This is a genomic window from Sphingomonas sp. 2378 (assembly GCF_038084995.1).
Taxonomy (GTDB): Bacteria; Pseudomonadota; Alphaproteobacteria; order Sphingomonadales; family Sphingomonadaceae; genus Sphingomonas.
In genome coordinates this window covers 1-18,330 of record NZ_JAXCMJ010000028.1, presented here as the reverse complement: position 1 = coordinate 18,330, position 18,330 = coordinate 1, and the positions used below count along the sequence as shown (strand labels likewise).

Sequence of the window (18,330 nt, the reverse complement as noted above, 5' to 3'; positions counted from 1 at the left end):
GGCGATGGTCGTTCGTGCCCTGGGTTCTTCTTGGGCCGGGGAGCGGCGATGCGGACGCCGAAGGGCCCTTCGCGCCCTGGTCGCGACCGCGCTGGCGTCCTCGGCGCTGTCGCCTGCGCTGACCCAGACCACCGCACCGGTCGCGGTGGCGCCCGTTCAGCCCGCCAATGCCCGAACGGGGATGGACGTGACGGCCGGTGGCACGCCGATCGTCAACATCGCGAAGCCTGACGCGAACGGCACCTCCTATAACGTCTTCAACCGCTTTTCGGTGGGCAAGGAAGGGCTGGTCTTCGACAACAGCCCGACGACCGGGAACAGCGCGACCAGCGGCTTCCTGCTCGCCAATCCCAATCTGGTCGGCGGCAAACCGGCGTCGCTGATCCTCAACGAAGTCACCGGCGGCGTCCGCACCACGATCGCGGGGCCGGTCGAAATTTTCGGGGGGCGGGCCGCGCTGGTGATCGCCAATCCGACCGGCATCGCCTGTGACGGTTGCGGATTCATCAATACGAGCCGGGTCAGCCTGGCCGCCGCCACGCTGCGCTTCGGTGCGGACGGGACGTTCAGCGGCTTCCGGATCGCCGAGGGCGGCGACGTGACGGTGGAGGGGCAGGGGCTGCTGGCGGGCAATGTCGATTATTTTGATATCATCGCCGCCGCCACGCATATCAATGCCAGCCTCTATGCCAAGGACGTGGTGATCGCCGGCGGCGCGGGCGTGTTCGACTATGCCGGTCGGGCCATGAGCGCCGACAATGGTGGTGCGCGCACCGGGGTCGCCATCGACTCCTCCGTGCTTGGCGGCATGTACGCCAATCGCATCCGCCTGATTGGAACGGGCGCGGGGCTGGGCATCAATCTGCGGGGGATGGTCGCCGCGATCGACGGACCGCTGGTCATCACCAGCGATGGCGATATCGCGCTGGGCTCTACGACGGCATCGGGTGACGTGTCGCTGACGGCGGTGCGAGGAACGGTGACGCTGTCCGATCTGACCTATGCCGGTGGCGCGCTCGACATCACCGGACGGTCCATCCGCCAGGGCGGGGGCTTTGCCGGAGCGCTCGGCCATGTCGCCTGGCGCGCGGAGGACGGCGTCACCCTGGATGGCGGCAAGGGCATCTATGCCGGGCTCGACGACCAGGGCGCGTTGATCGGAACCGGGGCGCTGTCGATCGGGGCCGGGGGCGCGATCGGGCTGGGTAATGCGACGCTGGCGTCGGCGGGCGTGACACGGATCGATGGCGGTGCGTTGAGCCAGGCGGCGGCGGGGCGGATGTTTGCAACGGACATCGCGCTGGGCACGACCGGCGCGCAGTCGTTGACGGGCACGCTCAGCGCGAGCGGAAGCCTGACACTGTCGGGCGGGCAAGTGGTTGTCGGTGGCCCCACGACCGGCCTGACCTCTGCCACGGCCAGGGCCAGCGACCATTTCACGATCGCCTCGGGCGGCGCGTTCCGGACCAATGGCATTGCCACCCTGACCGCGCCGACCCTCGACCTGGCGGGTACGGTGTTGGGCGGCGCAGGGCTGGCGCTCCAGGCGACGGGCTTGAATGCCAGCGGGCCGGTGCAGTCGGGTAGCGACTTGAACGTCACCGTGGCCGGTGACGCGGCGTTGGGCGGCAATTGGACGGCGAACGGCGATGCGACGCTTACCGTCGGCGGCGCGGCATCGGTCAGCGGCGCAATGCTGGCGACCAAGCGCTTCGGCTTGCAGGGGGGGACCATCGGCATCGGCGGTTCGGTGCAGGCGGGGGGTACGCTTTCGCTGCAAAGCCGGGGCACGCTTATCACCCAGGACGGTGCCAGGCTGCTGGCGAATGGTGCGGTCGATATTCGCACGGCTGGGGCGATCGCCCTGGCGGGTCAGGTCAGCGCGAACGACACGCTGACCATCCGCACGGCGGCGGGGCTGGACGCGGGCAACGCGACCCTTGCCGCGACCCATGGACTTCTCTTGAACGCCGCATCCCTGCATCACGGGCAGGGGGGGCAGATATCCGGTGCGGGGGTGACCCTGACCACGACCGCCGGGCAGGTGCTGGAAGGCGCGATCCGCTCCTCCGGCGACGCCGTGTTGCAGGGCGATGCCATTGACCTGTCGGGCATTGCTGAAGCCGAAAGCGGCCTGACGCTTTCGGGGCGGCAAGTGCTGGTGTCGGGGACGGCGACCGGGCTCGGGGCAATGTCCGCCCGTGCGAGCGAGAGCCTGTCGATCATGACCGGCGGGGCGGTGCAAACCAATGGGTTGGCGACCATCGATGCGCCGACCTTGGCCCTTGCGGGGACGCTGCTCGGCGGGAGCGGGGTGTCGGTCGTCGCGAACGGCCTGACCGGCAACGGTCTTGTCCGGTCAGGCGGCGACCTGAGCGCGACGCTTGCCGGGACGGGATCGATCGGCGGGCAGTGGACGGCGAGCGGCGATACGCGACTGACGGTTGTCGGCGACCTCGCTTTGTCGGGTAGACTGCTGACCGGCAAGGTGCTGACGGTCGGCGCGGCCAGCGTCACGATCAATGGCGATGTCGAGGCGGGAACGACTCTGTCGCTGGATGCGGTGGGCAATCTGTCGAGCGGCGCGTCCGCCAAGATTCTCGCCAATGGCGCGATCGGCCTGATTTCGGCCGGCGCTGTGTCGTTGGCCGGACAGGTCGGCACGAACGATTCGCTGACGATCCGCGCCGCCGGATCGCTCGATGTAGGGACAGCGGCCATCACCGCGACGGGGGCGCTGGACCTGAGCGGCTTGTCGCTGACTCAGGGGCAGGGTGGCCGGATATCCGGCGCGGGCGTGACTTTGACCACGACCGCCGGGCAGATGCTGGGCGGCGCTATCGGCGCCACCGGCGATGCATCGCTGACGGGGGACGGGATCGACCTTTCGGGCACGGTCGGGGCGAGCGGCGCGCTCGATCTTTCCGCGCGTCGGCTTGTCGTGTCGGGCACGGCGTCCGGGCTTGGCGCGGTCGGCGTGACGGCCGGGGAGAGCCTAACGATCCGGGCGGGCGGTACGGTCGAGACCAACGGCGTTGCCACCCTGGCGTCGTCGGCCTTCGACCATGCCGGGACGGTCCTGGGCGTGAGTGGGGTTTCGCTGCGGGCGAGTGGGTTGACCGGTAACGGCGCGGTCCAATCCGGGGCGACGCTGACCGCCGTCGTGTCGGGCGATGCGACGCTGGGTGGAAGCTGGACGAGCAAGGGCGATGCGACCCTGTCGGTCGTGGGGGACGCCACGTTCACGGGCGCGCTGGTGGTGGCCAAGGCCCTGACCTTCGAGGCGGGTAGCCTGTCGCTGGGCGGGGTGGTCCAGGCCGAGGGTGCGTTGTCGCTGTCGACCATCGGCAATCTGGTCATGGGCGAGAATGCACAGCTCCTGGCGAACGGCCCGGTTGGTGTGACGGGCGGCGTGGCGACGCTGGCGGGACGCTTGGGGTCGAATGATGCCCTTTCCATCCGTGCAAATGGTCTGCTCGACGCCGGGAGCGCAGCGATCGCCGCAAAGGGCCTGCTGCGGCTCGAAGGCTTGTCGCTTGCCCAGGCGGTGGGTGGCGACATCGCTGGGAACGGCGTCACACTTGTCGCGCAGAACGGGCAAAAGCTGGCCGGCACGGTCCGTTCCACCGGGGATGCGACGCTCAGCGGCGATGTCGTCGACCTGACCGGGACGCTGAGCGCAAACGGCAATCTGACCATCGCCGGACGCCGGTTGGTCGTCAGCGGAACGGCAACCGGGCTGGCCGCCGCTGCGGGGACGGCGACCGAGGGATTCGCGATCGCCTCGGGCGGCGCTTTCCAGACCAACGGCATTGCCACACTGACCGCGCCGATCCTCGACTTGGCGGGCACGGTGCTGGGCGGTGCGGGGGTGGCACTCCAAGCGACGAGCCTGAACGCGAGCGGCGTGGTGCAGTCGGGTGGCCACTTGAACGCCACCGTGGCCGGTGACGCGGCGCTGGGGGGTGGCTGGTCGGCGGCCGGCAATGCGACCTTCGGTGTTGGGGGGACCGGATCGGTCAGTGGCACGATCCTAGCGGCCAAAACCTTTCACTTGCAGGCGGGCACGGTCGCCATCGACGGTTCGGTGGAGGCGGGCGGTATAGCGTCGCTGACGAGCCTGGGCGCGCTGACCACATCCGGGGGTGCCAGGCTGCTGGCGAATGGCGCGGTCGATATCCGCGCGGCTGGGGCGATCGCCCTGGCGGGTCAGGTCGGTGCGAACGATACGCTGACCATCCGTGCGGCCGGGGCGCTGGAGGCGGGGAATGCGATCCTCACCGCGACCCATGCGCTCGACCTGAACGGAGCGTCTCTGCACCAGGGCCAGGGCGGGCAGATATCCGGTGCGGGGATGACCCTGACCACGACCGCCGGACAGGTGCTGGCAGGCGCGGTTCGTTCGTCCGGCAATGCCGTGCTGCAAGCCGATACGATCGACATGCCGGGTATCGTCGAGGCGGATGGTGCCCTGACGCTGTCGGGGCGCGTCTTGTCGGTGTCGGGGATGGCGACCGGGCTCGGGGCGGTATCCGCCCGTGCGAGCGAGAGTTTGTCGATCATGCCCGGCGGGGCGGTGCAGACCAACGGGTTGGCGACCATCGGTGCACCGAGTTTGGTTCTTGCGGGGACGCTGCTTGGCGGAACCAGCGTGTCGGTCGTCGCGACCGACCTGAGCGGCAGCGGCCTCGTCCGGTCGGGTGGAGACCTGAGCGCGACGCTTGCCGGTACGGGATCGATCGGTGGGCAGTGGACGGCGAGCGGCGATACGCGCCTGACGGTTATCAGCGATCTCGCTTTGTCGAGTGGCCTGCTGACCGGCAAGGCGCTGACGGTCAGAGCGGCCAGGGTCACGGTCGATGGCGATGTCGAGGCGGGGACGACGCTGTCGCTGGATGCGGCGGGTGATCTGTCGAGCGGCATGGCGGCCAAGATCCTCGCCAATGGCGCGGTCGACCTGACTTCGGGTGGAGCGGTGTCGCTGGCGGGACAGGTCGGCACGAACAATGCGCTGACGATCCGCGCCGCCGGGGCGCTCGACCTGGGGGCAGCGACGGTCACTGCTGGAGGAGCGCTGGGTCTAAGCGGCCTGTCGCTGCTTCAGGGGCAGGGCGGCACGATCAGCGCCACCGGCGATGCATCGCTGACGGGGGACGGGATCGACCTTTCGGGCACGGTCGGGGCGGGTGGCGTTCTTGGTCTTTCCGCGCGTCGGCTTGTCGTGTCGGGCACGGCGACAGGGCTTGGCGCGGTTGGCGTGACGGCGGGCGAAAGCCTGACGATCCGGGCCGGCGGCACGGTCGAGACCAACGGCGTCGCCACCCTGTCGTCGTCGGCCTTCGACCATGCCGGGACGATCCTGGGCGTGGGTGGGGTTTCGCTACAGGCGAGTGGATTGACCGGTAACGGCACCGTCCAATCGGGGGGGGCGCTGACCGCCATCGTGTCGGGCGATGCGACGCTGGGCGGAAGCTGGACGAGCAAGGGCGATGCGGCCCTGTCGGTCGTGGGGGACACCACGCTCACGGGCATGCTGGCGGTGGCCAAGGCCCTGACCTTCGAGGCGGGCAGTCTGTCGCTGGGCGGGGTGGTCCAGGCTGAGGGTGCGGTGTCGCTGTCGACCGTCGGTAATCTGGCCATGGACCAGAATGCGCAGCTTCTGGCGAACGGTCCGGTTGGCGTGACGAGCGGCGGCGTGGCAACGCTGGTGGGGCGGTTGGGGTCGAATGATGCCCTTTCCATCCGTGCAAGTGGTCTGCTCGACGCCGGGAGCGCGGCGATCGCCGCAACGGGTGCGCTGCGGCTCGACGGCTTGTCGTTTCGCCAGATGGTGGGTGGCGACATTGCAGGCGACGGCGTCACCCTGGTCGCTCGGAACGCGCAAAAGCTGGGCGGGAAGATCCGGTCGACTAGCTATGCTGCCGTTAGCGGCGATGTGGTCGACCTGACCGGAACCCTGAGCGCGAACGGCGATCTGACGGTTTCCGGACGCCAGGTGGTCGTCGGCGGAACGGCCACCGGGCTGGTCTCCGCCACGGGAATGGCGACCGACAGTTTCACGATCGCCTCGGGCGGCGCGTTCCAGACCAACGGCATCGCCACATTGACGGCCCCGACGCTCGACCTGGCGGGTATGGTGCTGGGCGGCGCGGGCGTGTCGCTCCGGGCGACGAACATCAACGTCACCGGCGGGATCCAGTCGGGCAGCGATCTTGCCATGACCTTGGCGGGGGACGCGCGGCTCGACGGTAGCTGGGTTGCGGACGGCAATCTGACCCTGGGGATCGGGGGGCAGGCCGTGATCGGTGGGACGATGTCCGCGGCCAAGGCACTCACGGTCAACGCCGCTGGCCTGACCATCGGCGGCGGGTTGCAGGCGGGCGGGACGCTCTCGGTCGAGTCCCAGGGCGATCTCGGCACCAGTGCGTCCTCCCAAATCCAGGCGAACGGCGCGATCGGGCTGACGGCGGCTGGATCCGTGTCGCTGGCGGGGCAGGTCGGCGGCAACGGCATGGTCGGCGTGACCGGACGCGCCATCGTCGTGCCCGGAACGGTGCAGGCGATCGGCAATCTCTCGCTCAGCGGCGAAACTCTGAGCCTCACGGGCAAGGCGCTGACCGCGGCGGACGGCGCCGTCGCGATGACGGGCGCGGTGGGGATCGACGGTACGCTGTCGGCGGGTGGAAATCTGACGCTGGATGCCGCCGCCTTGTCGACGCGTTCGACCGGTCAATTGCTGACCAACAAAGCCTTCGCACTGACTGCGTCCGGCGCGTTCGATCATCGCGGCACGCTGGATGCCGCCTCGATCCAGGCCTTGGCGGATTCGATCGCCAATGACGGCACGATGGCGGCCAGCGCCGATCTGGCCCTGTCGGCAAATGCCGACATCATCCAGGCCGGTACGGTCCAGGCGGGGAGGAATCTGACACTGGAGGGCGCGGCCCTGACCTTGTCGGGCAAGAGCTATGGTGCGGTCGCTGGGGGCACCGGTACCGGCCTCACGATCCGCAGCGATGCGATCGGCTTCAACCAGACATCGGACATCCAGTCGGGCGGCACGCTCGATATCGTCGGGACGCAGGGTTTCGCGACGCTGGGCAGGATCGTCGCGATGGGCCGTGCCGGCATCCATAGCGACGGTGCACTGACGCAAGGAGCGGTGGCGAGCGGCAATGATCGCTTCGCGTTGACGGCGGGTACGACGCTCGACCAGACGGGGGCGCTGGCGGCGATCGGCCGGATCGATCTGTCCGGGGCGGCGATCCGCAATAGCGGCAGTGTGACCGGCAATGACGAGCTGGCGCTCGATGCGACCAACGCGTTGACCTCGACGGGTATCCTGCAATCGAGCGGCGCGCTTCGGCTCGCCGCGCCGATGCTGACCCTGTCGGGCAAGGCCATCACCAACGATGTGCTGTATCTCGACGGTACGGCGATGACCCTGTTGGGTACCGCCTCCGGCCTGAAGGGAATCGATGCGCGGCTCGGCGATCTGAGCCTGGATAGCGCTGGGGTTCTGCAAAGCGGGGAGGGCTTCGCGTTAACCCTCGCCCGGCTCGACAATGCGGGGTTGATCGCCAGCGACAAGGCGCTGTCGGTTTCGACCAGCGGTGGATTCGCCAATAGCGGCCAGATCGCCGCCGAAACTGCTCTGACCGTCGCGGTCGGCGGGGACGGCGTGTCGAGCGGACTGCTGCAAGCCGGTGGCGATCTCGACCTCCGGATCGACGGGGCGGCCAGCCTGTCGGGCACGCTTTACGCAGGCAGCAACGCCACGATCGGTGCCGCAAGCCTGCGGTCGTCGGCGGCGATCACGTCGCAAGGCGCGATGAGCCTGACGGTCGGCGGCGAAGCGGCCCTCGCGGCGGCGTCGACCACCCATGCCAAGACCGGCATGACGCTTTCGGCGGGTGCCATCTCCGCATTGGGGACGCTGCAGAGCGACGCAGCGCTGGCATTCACCGTCGGGGGCGGGTTGACGCTCGGGGGGCGGACGCAGGCGAGCGGGACGACGCGATTCGACATCGGGGGCGCGGCGAGCGTCGACGGGACGCTGGCCAGCGGCGGCGCGCTGACCCTGAACGCGACCGCCGTGTCGATCCCCGGCCGGATATTGGCCAACGACGGGGTGTCCATCACGGCCTCTTCGTCGGACCTCGACCTGACCGGCACGATCCAGGCGGTCAAGGACGTGGCGTTGAACGCGGTCGCCTGGCTGCGGATCGGCGAAGCGACCCCGGCGTCAGCGGGCGGGTCGAGCGGCAGCGGCTCGGGCTCCAGTTCCAATTCCAGCGGGACAGGGGGCGGTTTGGGCTCCGGCGGGGGCGGAACATCATCCTCGGGCGGCGGGTCCGGCTCGGGCGGGACGGTCGGTGCGATCGCGATGACCCTGCCGTCGCTGGGTTCGTCGATGACCTATGGGTCGCTGGCATCGAACGGCGAGGTCGCGCTTCGGGCGGCCAATGTCCAGATCAACGGTACGGTCGCGGCCAAGGGCGCGCTGTCGCTGTTGGCCGACCACCTCCTGTCGGTTCAGGGCGGTGCCTGGAGCGATACCACGCTGATCGCCCAGGGCAGCGAGGTGACGTTGGGTCTGTTGGGCAGCATGGCCGCCGCCGGTGCGGTCGGTGTCACGACTCAGGGCGATCTGGTCAATCGGGGCATCGTCGCGTCCAATGCCGGCGCGCTGACGATGACGGTCGGCGGAGCGTTCGACCACCGGGGCACGCTGTCCGCCAGCACCGACCTGCGCATCCACACCGGGCTCGACTATGTCGCGAGCGGCACGGTCTCGGGTGGTTCGGTTGCGATCGAGGCGCGCGACATCACGCTGGACGGTCGGACGGTCGGCGTCGGCGGGCTGTCGGTTTCGGGTCGCACCCTTACCCTTGGCGAGGCCAGCGATATCGAGAGCAAGGCGGCGCTGACGCTGCGAAGCCGGGGGGCGACCTCACTGGCGGGCAAGCTGCTTGCCGAGGGGAATCTCACCGCCACCACGGACAGTTTACTGTCGCTCGCCAGCACCGCCGATATCCAGTCGGGAGGTATGCTGAAGCTTGAGGCGCAGGGCGATCTCCTGACCGCCGCGAGCAGCCGGATCGTCGCGATCGGCGCGGCGCGGGTGAAGGGCGATGCGGTGACGCTGGCCGGCTCGCTCGCGGGCAACGCCGCGCTCGACCTGATCGCGGCGAGCGGCCTGACGCTGACCGGCTCGGCCACGGCACTGGGCGAGGTGACGGCCTCCGCGAGCGTGACCAACCTGTCGGGCCGATTGGCGAGCGGTGCGGGCCTCCGCCTTGCCGGGGGTGCGATGGTGTTGGGAGGCACCTCCACGCTTCAGGCGCTCGACGGACTGACGCTATCCGCGACGGTGCTGACGGGGAACGGCACCATCCAGGCGGGCAAGAACCTGACCATCGCCAGCCAGGGGGGCGTAGGCCTGGGCGGGACGCTATCGGCGGGCCGAGTCGACGATCAGGGCAGGATGACCAGCCTCGGCGACTTGGAGGTGACGGCCGGCGGGGCGCTCGACCTGAATGCCGTCGTCAGTGCGACCGGTCGTACGACGCTTGTCGCGCAAGGGCTGGCGCTTGGCGGAACGCTCACCGGGTTGGGCAATCTGTCGCTGGACGCGGCGACGCTGGCGACGACGGGCAGTGCCAAGGTGGGCGGGACGATCACCGCCGCCGTTCGGGGCGACGTGACGCTGGGCGGTACGATGACCGGGCTGACCGGGCTGGCGATCACGAGCGGCGGGGCGCTGGTCCAGAATGCGGCGCTCGCCACCAATGGCGCGCTGACGCTCGGCGCTGCCGGCACGCTCGGCCATGGCGGCACCAGCGATGCGGTCGGCAAGCTCGAACTGACCGGGCGCGATTTGGCGCTGGGCGGAGCGCTGCGGGGCAACGCTGCGGTGACGCTGACCAGCAACGGAGGCGGTATCGATCTCGCGACCGGCGGCCAAGTGACGGCGCGGACGCTAAACCTGATGTCGGCGGGGAGTGCGACAGTCGCGGGCATGATGGGCGCCACGGACGCTCTGTCCATCCGCACCACGGGTGCGCTGATGCTCGGGGCGAGTGGCACGCTCCAGGCAGGGACTTCCTCTTCGGAAGGGCAGGTGACCAGCGTCGGCAGCCTGACCCTGACCGTAGGGGGCGACTTCACCCAAGGCGGGTCGATCCTGTCGACCGGCGTGCTGAACGCGACCGCGTCGAGCGTGACCGGGAATGGCGGTTTCTCCGTCATGGGCGACATGGATCTGGCGGTCGGCAGCGGCACGATCGGCGGCAACGTCGTCGGCGTGGGCCAAGTCGCGATCCGTTCGACGGGCGGCGCGCTGACGCTGAACGGCGGCGTGGAAGGGCGGAACGTCACTGTATCCGCGACCGGTGGCGACCTGACGCTTGCTGAGGGCACGCGCCTCAGCGCCTACGGCACCGGCAGCGACGGCATGGTTCGGCTGTCGAGCAGCGGCGCGATCGAAGCGCTGGGGATGATCGGCGCGAACGGCGATGCCACGCTGAATGCTGGAGGCCGCGTCCATATCGGTGTCGATCCATCGGGCGCGATCCGGGCGTTCAGCACCTTGGGCAAGGCGACCATCGATGCGGGGGGAATGTTCTTCAACGAAGGCAGTGTCGCGACGGACGGCCTCCTCGACATCACCGCCTCCGGCATGGATAGCGCCAACCTGCAGGCAGGCGGCGGCGCCACCGCGACGATCGCCGGGGGGATCACGCTGCGCGGGGCGACTGCCGGGCTGAACGGCACCGACCTGAAATTTGAGGCCAATGGCGGTAATTTCGTCGTCTTGCGCGGGGCGACGGTGGAGACGAAGGGGGCGATTCGCCTTTCGGCGACCGGCGCGTTGACGAATAGCGGGGTCATCGCGGGCGGTACGGTGGGGGCGGCAAGCCCGGTCGGCAGCGTCACCCTGACCAGCGGCGGGGGGCTGACCTCGACCGGCGCCATCCTGTCGAACAACGGCAATGTGTCGTTGAAGGGGGGCAGCGTCACGCTGGGCGGTGTGCTCGACCAGGGCGGGGGCGTCTATGCCGCCGGACTGCTGTCGCTCGACGCGACGACGTTGACGGTTCAAGAGGGCGGGCAGGTGGTCGGCAATACCGGCCTGACCTATGCGGGCACCGGCCTGGATCTCGGCGCGGGCAGCCTGTTGCAGTCGAACCAGGACATGACGGTGACGCTGGGCGGAGTGTCCGCACCGGGAAGCTATGGCTCGGCAGGCAGTCTGGTGGCGTTGGGCGATGTGTCACTGACCGTCACTGGAGGGGCGATCTCGAACCGACAGGGCGCGGGGATTTTCGCCGGAGGATCGGGCCCGACCGCGCGGGGCGGCGCGATCACCCTGCGCGCCGGCACGATCACCAATGCCGGTTCGATCGTCGCAACCGCGTCGGCCAGCAAGGTGGGCGGTGGTGCGTCGCTGACCGCCGCCACGATCGACACGAGCGGCCTGCTTCATGCCGATGGCATTCTGGGGGTGAGCACCGACAGCCTGACCATCGGTGGCGGAGTCGAGACGGCGCAGGGCATCGACTGGTCGATCCCTGCACTGTCGATCACCGGCAGCGGCTCTTTGAAAAGCCTGGGCGGTATCATCCTTTCCGGCGCGACCTTCACTCATGCGGGCCGTCTCGCCGCCGGTGGCGATCTGAAGATCACGACCAGCGGCGACCTGACCTCCAACGGCACCTTGTCGTCGATCGGCGCCGCCAGCCTGTCCAGTGCCACGCGGTTGACCCTGGGAGCGACCAGCGAGACGCGGGCGGGCGAGGAGCAGGCGGTGCCCGCGATCGGTACGGGTACGATCAGCTTGCGCGCTGGCACCGTGGTGAGCCTGGGCGCGCTGTCGGCGACGGGATCGCTGGCCATCACCGGTGACAGCGTGACGATCGGGGGCAGCAGCGTCGCCAACGGCGATGTGACGATGGCGAGCCATAGCGGCGCGGCGCCGTCGCTGACCATCGCGGCGGGGGGAACGCTCACCAGCCATCTGGGCGATGTGCGGCTGGGGACCCTGTCGGCGATCGATCTGGGCGGTTCGCTGACCGCCAGCAAGGGCAGCATCGGCTTCACCACCGGTCGCACCGCCATCGCGACCGGCGGACGATTGGTGGCGGGGCGCGACGTGGAGATCACGACCACGGGCGGGGGCACGCTGTCGGTCGAGGGGTACCTTGCCGCCAGCAACGACGTGATCCTTAAGGACGGTATCCTGTCGATCGCCTCGGGCGGCATCGTTGAGGCCAATCGCGATGTTTCGTTCACGACGAGCGATGCCAGCAGCGGGACCCGCGTCGTTTCGATCAATGGCACCAGCCATGACCTGAGCGGCACGTTGGTTTCCGCGATGCTGTCGGGCAAGATCGGCGGGGGACGTAATGTCAGCCTGACCATGCCCGGCGCCCTGGTCGCACAGGGAACGTCGCAGATCGTCGCCGCCAACGACATGAACCTGACCGCAGGCTATCTGCTCATCGGGTCCCGTTATATCGACGACGTCTCGGCACGCGGGGTGGTCGCGGGCCATAACCTCAGCATCGTAAACGATATGCGCCTGGTATCGGGCAGTGTTCGCGAACGAGGGCTGTTGCTGGATGGCTCGGTCCAGGCGGGGAACGACCTCACCGTGCAGGTCAGCGGCGCGGTGAGCTCGACCACCGCGTCGCAATTCGTCGCCGGGAAAAGTCTGAGCCTCACCGGTGCGGGGCTTGACCTGAGCGGGTTCAATTCCGGTCAGGACGCCATCGGGATGACCGCCCAGGCGGCGGACGGAATTAAGCTCGGCGGGAAGACCGCCTCGGACGGGCGGGTGGCAATCTCCGGCCAGAGCGTCACAATCGCCGCTACGGGATCGATCACGACCCATGGCGGAGGTGGCAATCCCGTCGCGATCGGTCGCGATATCGGTGACTTGGCCAATATTGCTATCAAAACCAGCGGTGTCCTCACCAATCAGGGCAGCGTCTGGTCCGACGGCGTCGTCTTCCTGAAATCCAGCAGCGGCGATATCGTCAACAATGCGACCGGTGCGAATGGCGGCATCACCGCCAAATCGATCGTGAGCCAGACCGATGCGGGCAATTTCCTGAACACCGCCGGTGCGTTCAAGGCCGACGATGTCGCGCTGTTCCTCGGCGGAGACTTCAACAACAGGGGCAGTTTCACGCCATCCGGCAATTACCGGATCAGCGCGGCGAACATCAGCAACACCGGCACCATCGCGACCTCGGGCAACCTAACCCTGGAGGCGGTCGGCGCGCTGTACAATGTGGGGACGATCTATTCGGGTAAAGGGCTGACCCTCACCGCCGGAGGGGCGCTGACCAATGATTATGATGGCGACGATCAGGGTAATGGCAGTCATGGCCTGATTTTGGCGCAAGGCGATATCGGGATCACTGCGCATGACGTGAAGAACCAGTCGGCGACGATCCAATCACTTGGCGGGAGTGTCGCGATCAGCCTGACCGGTGGGGATTTGGTCAATACGATCAAGAAGCTCGATATTACCGCGTCTTCGAATGCTATGGGCTACTATGTACCGAATGGTGGCGGTCCGGCTGTTTCAGGCTCTACTTTCGCTAGTGGAATACTGCGCAAAGCATTTAGCGATGATACCGCCATCATAATTACGAAGGTTACTGGTAGTGATATAAGCACGGTACAAAGTTGTCTCGATATCTCTGAGAGTAAAATCGATTTCTTCTCATGTGTCGGAGATTTTAGTTTTAAGTATATCATTAAACTTAGAGAGTACCATAAATCAACATCGTCAGGAGAATCTGATACCATTATACGGGGTATAACCGGTTCTTCTTATTTATCTGCAGGTAGCAACATCTTTATTTATGCAGATTCGGGTAATGTAATAAATCAAAATTCAGCAGTTCTCGCTGGCGGGATCATTACCATAGATACGACCGGGAACGTCAAAAACATCTCCGATCTGCTCGTTGAAAACGGCGCTAACAAGGTCATCCTCTCGGCCCCGACGCTTATCCAGGCGGGTGGCGCGCTGACGATCCATGCCGGTAGCTTCGCCAACACCGCGAACAATCTGGTCGGCGCAGACACTTTCACCGGCTCGCAGGTCGTTCATAATCAATCGCCCACGTCGAACAACCAAACAGTGCCCGGTACCGGAAGCACCGGGATCGACGCATCCGCATCGTCATTGAACCCCAACACGGCCTCGACCGGCAGCGTGTCCACCGATGGCAGTGCGGCGAGCGGGGCGGGCGGCGCGCCGACGATGACGGCGCGGGCTCAGGGTAACGCGTCCTCCGGGCGGTGGAGCGGTAATGCCTATTCCGACGCGGACTCCGTGACGCGCGGGGGCGGGCGCTTCTCCGCCTCGGTTGATGGTGCGGCGGCCAGTGGTGGAGTCCAACTGGGCGCGACCGCCGATGCGGGGCCGAACGGCCAAGCCATTGGCAGTGCAGGTGCGGGCGTCAACGGCGCGACCGCCATGAACCTGGGCAGCGATACGGTCACGGGTCGTGCTGCCGATGGGGGAAGCGCCACCTCGGTCGCGTCGACTGTCAGAGCCGCGGGGACGTCTCGCGCCTCGCTGTCCGGAGCAGCACGAAACCGGTCCGCATTCGACGTCGAGGTCGATTCCTATTCGAACGGCGGCAACGGGTCCCCGTCGCTTCAGGGCGGCGGGAGCATTGCACCGGGCACGGTGTCCGGGTCCGGCTCGTCGCTATCGAACGTCTCGCAGCAGGGCGGCGCGGCGTCCGGCGTCACCACCTCCGCGATCGGGAGCAATCCGGCCGCCACCCTGTCCGGTGGGGCATCGGGAGGCCCAGGCTCGGTATCGGGTCTGGACGGCCTCGCCCCGCACGCCGTTTCGGGGCAGGGGAGTGCGACCTTCCTCGACGGTGCCTCGCCCGATGGTGGCGCGGTCGGCAATGTCGCCTGGAGCGGGTCGCCGGGTGGATCGGTCTCCCCATCCGGCGCCCTATCCGGCACGGGCTTCTCGTCCGTCCAGCCGGGGGCTTCGGCGATCCTGCCCGCGCTCGTCGCGGGTTTCGATCGGGCGGGCGTGCCGTCGATCGGCAGCATCGGCTACGGGACGTTTCTGGGCGGCTTCCTGGCGAGCTTCAACCTGACCGGCAACACGCCGTCGCTGTTCACCTATTCCGCCAATCCGAATTCCGCCTATCTGTTCTCCACCATTTCGGCGCTGTCGTCCGAGGCGAAGCTATACGACTCCGCCTGGTTCTTCGACCGCGTCTCGCCGGATCGTGCGACCACCTACACGCGGCTGGGTGACGGCTTCATGGAAGCGATGCTCGTCTCGCGCGAGGTTCAGGCGCGAACGGGGCAGGCGCAGCTATCGTCCTATGGCTCGGTGCTCGACCAGTATCAGGGGCTGTTGAAGAGCGCCGAGGTGCAGGGGAGCAAGCTGGGGCTGCAACTCGGCATCGCGCTGACCGCCGAACAGGTCGCGGCGCTGACCGAGCCGATGGTCTGGTACGTCAAGAGCAACGTGGCGGGCCGCGACGTGCTGGTCCCCGTGGTCTATCTGACGGCGGCGGACCCGAAGGCGATCACCGGCGGTGCGCTGATCGGCGGCTCCGACGTGGCGATCGTCTCCAGCGACGGGATCACCAACAGCGGGACGATCCAGGCGCGCAACATCGTCGCGCTGGCCGCGCAGGGCGGCGATCTGATCAATGCCCAGGGCGGGACGATCTCGGGCGGATCGGTGGTGGCGAGCGCGGCGCGCGACATCGTGCTGGCGGGGGGAAGCACCATCCAGGCCGCCGCCGGGCTCGTGATGCGGGCCGGGCGCGACATCACGACCGAGACCGTCTCCGGCACCAGCCAGTCCGCCACCGCGAGCTATCAGGACAGCCGCCACTGGGCGAACAGCGCCACGACCACCGAGCGGATTACCGGCGCGACGATCGCGGCGGGCGGCGACCTGTCGATGCGGGCGGGGAACGACATCACCCTGAACGCCGCGACGCTGAGCGCGGGTGGCGCGGCGCAACTGGCGGCGGCGCGCAACCTGTCGCTAGACGGCACCAGCGCGACCACGACGACGACCGAGTCGGGCCGCACCGGCAAATATACCGGCTATAACGCGACGACGACCACGACCAGCTTCACCGGCACCAGCCTGACCGCGGCGGGGCCGATCTCGCTGGCGGCGGGGGCGGACCTGTCGATCACGGGCAGCACGATCCGCACGACCGATGCGAGCGATGGCGGGATCACCCTGTACGGCGGGCAGGGCATCTCGATCGTGTCGGCGCTGGAGACGGCGACGCTGTCGCGCTCCGAGCGGACGGGCAAGAAGAGCAACACCACCATCAACGCGACGAGCACGACCAACCTGTTCTCCGATGTGGAGGCGGCGGGCGACCTGACCATCGTCAGCCCCGGCGCGGTCCGGATCGCGGGGGCGAGCGTCGTCGGCCAGGGCGCGCTGGCGGTGGACGTGGGCAGCCTGACGCTGACCGGCGTGGTCGACACGGTCGACTCTACGGTCGGCACCTATTCCAAGAAGTCGGGCCTGTTCTCCTCGACCGTCCGGCGGACGACCACGACCAGCCATGACGAGACGGCGGTCGCCTCCACCCTGTCGGGCGACAGCGCGGTGGTGACGGCGGGCGGCGCGGTGACGATCACGGGCGCGAACCTGGTCGCGGCGACGGGCCTGGACCTGTCGGCGACGGGCCCGGTGACGATCGGCGCGCTGGCAACGACCGACAGCGAGGCCAGCCGATCCTCGGTGAAGAAGAGCGGCTTCTCGCTGGGCGGCGGCGGGCTGTTCCTCGGGGTGGCCAAGACCAATGTCGCGCGCACCGTCACGGACCTGGCCCATGCCGGTTCGGTCGTCGGTACGTCGGCAGGGGATAGCTCGATCGTCTCGGGCGGTGCGCTATCGATCAGTGGCAGCAAGGTGGCGGCGGCGAACGACCTGTTCCTCCAGGGGTCATCGGTCAGCATCGCCAATGTGCTGGACGCGCGCGACACGAGCCAGACGACCAAAAGCTCCAGCATCGGCGTGTCGATCGGGGTGCAGAGCCCGCTGCTGCAAAGCGTGGGCAATCTGGTTGATATGGCGAAGATCGCCACCGGGACCGGCAATGCGCGGGTGGCGGCGGTGGCGGGTCTGGCCGGCGGGATGGCGGTGGTCAACGCGGTCGATGCGGGCAAGGACCTGGCGCGGACGCTGTCGAAGGGCAGCGGCGATCTGGGCGTGACGGCGAGCGCGAGCTTCGGCGTGTCGAAGTCGCGCGCGACGGACCGGTCGCATGACGAAACCGTGCTGGGCAGCGAGATACGCGGTCGCGACGTTTCGATCGTGGCGACCGGGACGGGGGGCGCGGGGACGATCGCGGTGCGCGGTTCGGAGGTGGCGGCGGCGCGTGACCTGACGCTGGCGGCGACCGGGCCGATCACGCTGTCTTCGGCGACGGAGACGGACGGTCGGAGCGGGAGTGCGAAGAGTTCGGGCTTTTCGCTGGGTATGTCGGCGGATCTGGGGCTGAACAAGGGCGGGCTGGGCCTGTCGGGTCCGAAGGCGACGGTGAGCCTGTCGTCGTCGAAGAGCAGCTATGACGGGACCGAGGTCACGCATGTCGAGACGCTGCTGGACGCGGGCGGCACGGCGCGGCTGACGACGCCGGGAGCGCTGTCGCTGGAGGGGGCGCTGGTATCAGGCGATCGGGTGCGCGTGGATGCGGGCAGCCTGTCGATCGCGAGCCTTCAGGACATGGCGAGCTATCGGTCGAAGTCGAGCAGCGGTTCGCTGGGGGCGAGCGTGGGGCTGGCGCCCGGCGGGCAGGTGTCGGTCAGCGGCCATGTCTCGCAGGGTAGCCAGACGGGGGACTTCGCCAGCGTGGGCGAGCAGTCGGGGCTCTACGCCGGTGACGGGGGCTTTGCGATCCGGGTGGGCGGCGACACGGTGCTGAAGGGCGCGGTGATCGCGAGCACGGCGGAGGCATCGAGGAACAGCCTGGTGACGGGCACGCTGGAGGCGCAGGACATTGCGAACCGCGAGCAGTGGAGCGCGGACCAGGTGTCGATGGGCGGCGGCATCGGCGGGATCGGGATGGACCGAGGTGGCGCGGCGACGGCGACCGGTGGCACGGCGCTGCCGGGTGTATCGGTGGCGGGCGTGGGGACGGTGACGGCGACGCCGCCGATGGCCTTGTCGGCGGGGGGCTCGCAGTCGGGGACGACGCGCTCGGCGATCGGGGCGGGGACGATCGAGGTCACGGGCGACGCGGCGAGCCGGTCGGTGGCGGCGACGATCTCGCGCGACACGGGGGCGGCCAATGA

Annotated in this window: 1 protein-coding gene; it reads left to right on the top strand. The window is 68.4% G+C overall.

What is annotated here, in order from left to right:
• Positions 1-4 precede the first annotated feature (4 nt).
• The coding region (locus tag SM191_RS13380) for a two-partner secretion domain-containing protein (protein ID WP_341506626.1) at positions 5-18,330 on the top strand (18,326 nt) is incomplete at its 3' end.